Below are 768 nucleotides of genomic sequence, written 5' to 3' on the forward strand. Positions count from 1 at the left end.
GAATGTTAGCCATGTTGGACACTTTGCATTTTCATCAAATGTAATATTGGTAATCTTAGTTAACCTAAGTTCTCGATCATGTTGTTGTAACTTGCCTGTTTTTAAATCAACAACACCATTTTCTACATTGAATAAAAATTTATGTCTATCAAAATCCCCACGTTCTCCTGGAACTAATGGCATAAGATCCTTGATACTATTCATTCGGACGTTTCTTCGTTCACACATCCGCGCCCATTTCATTTCTGATTCATCTTCAGATTTATTAAGACCGCGAAGTACCTTTGCTGTAATTCTTTCAATCTCTTTTTTGTTGTCTACCTTCCAACGTTTCCCGTCCCATATAAACCAACCGATATCATTAACGAATTTAATTACATGACCGTATTCATATGCGATACGTTCAGCATTACCTAGTTCTGTTAAACGGAATTTCTTTTTAGGCTTGTCCTCCACAACTTCAGCTACATCTTCATTTATAAAATCAAATGAAAATTCTTCAAATTGCTGTTTATTATCTAAGATAGTTGTGGAGGTAGATGAAATTGCCTTTCCTATCGTTCTTTCACCGTATGTTTCGTTTGTATCGCTAAAATGAATAACGTCCCATTTATCACGAATTAAGCTGGTTCCGCGAAACATCGAATCCATTCGAGTTGCTGAATTCCCTGTCCAGAATGCCAGATGATTACATAAAGCAAGGTCACTCGCTGAATGGTCCTCATTAATTAAGCTGCCATTGTATAATGAACGAATCTCATCACCGTT

The 768-nt window shown here is 36.3% G+C and carries 1 protein-coding gene; it reads right to left on the bottom strand.

Translation table 11 applies throughout. From position 1 onward, the window contains the following. Positions 1-768, bottom strand: a 768-nt coding sequence (locus tag JDS99_RS30775) for a phage NrS-1 polymerase family protein (RefSeq protein ID WP_472926344.1), incomplete at both ends; no start/stop codon positions are given.

Source organism: Bacillus cereus group sp. N6, assembly GCF_016483705.1.
GTDB classification, from domain to species: Bacteria; Bacillota; Bacilli; order Bacillales; family Bacillaceae_G; genus Bacillus_A; species Bacillus_A wiedmannii.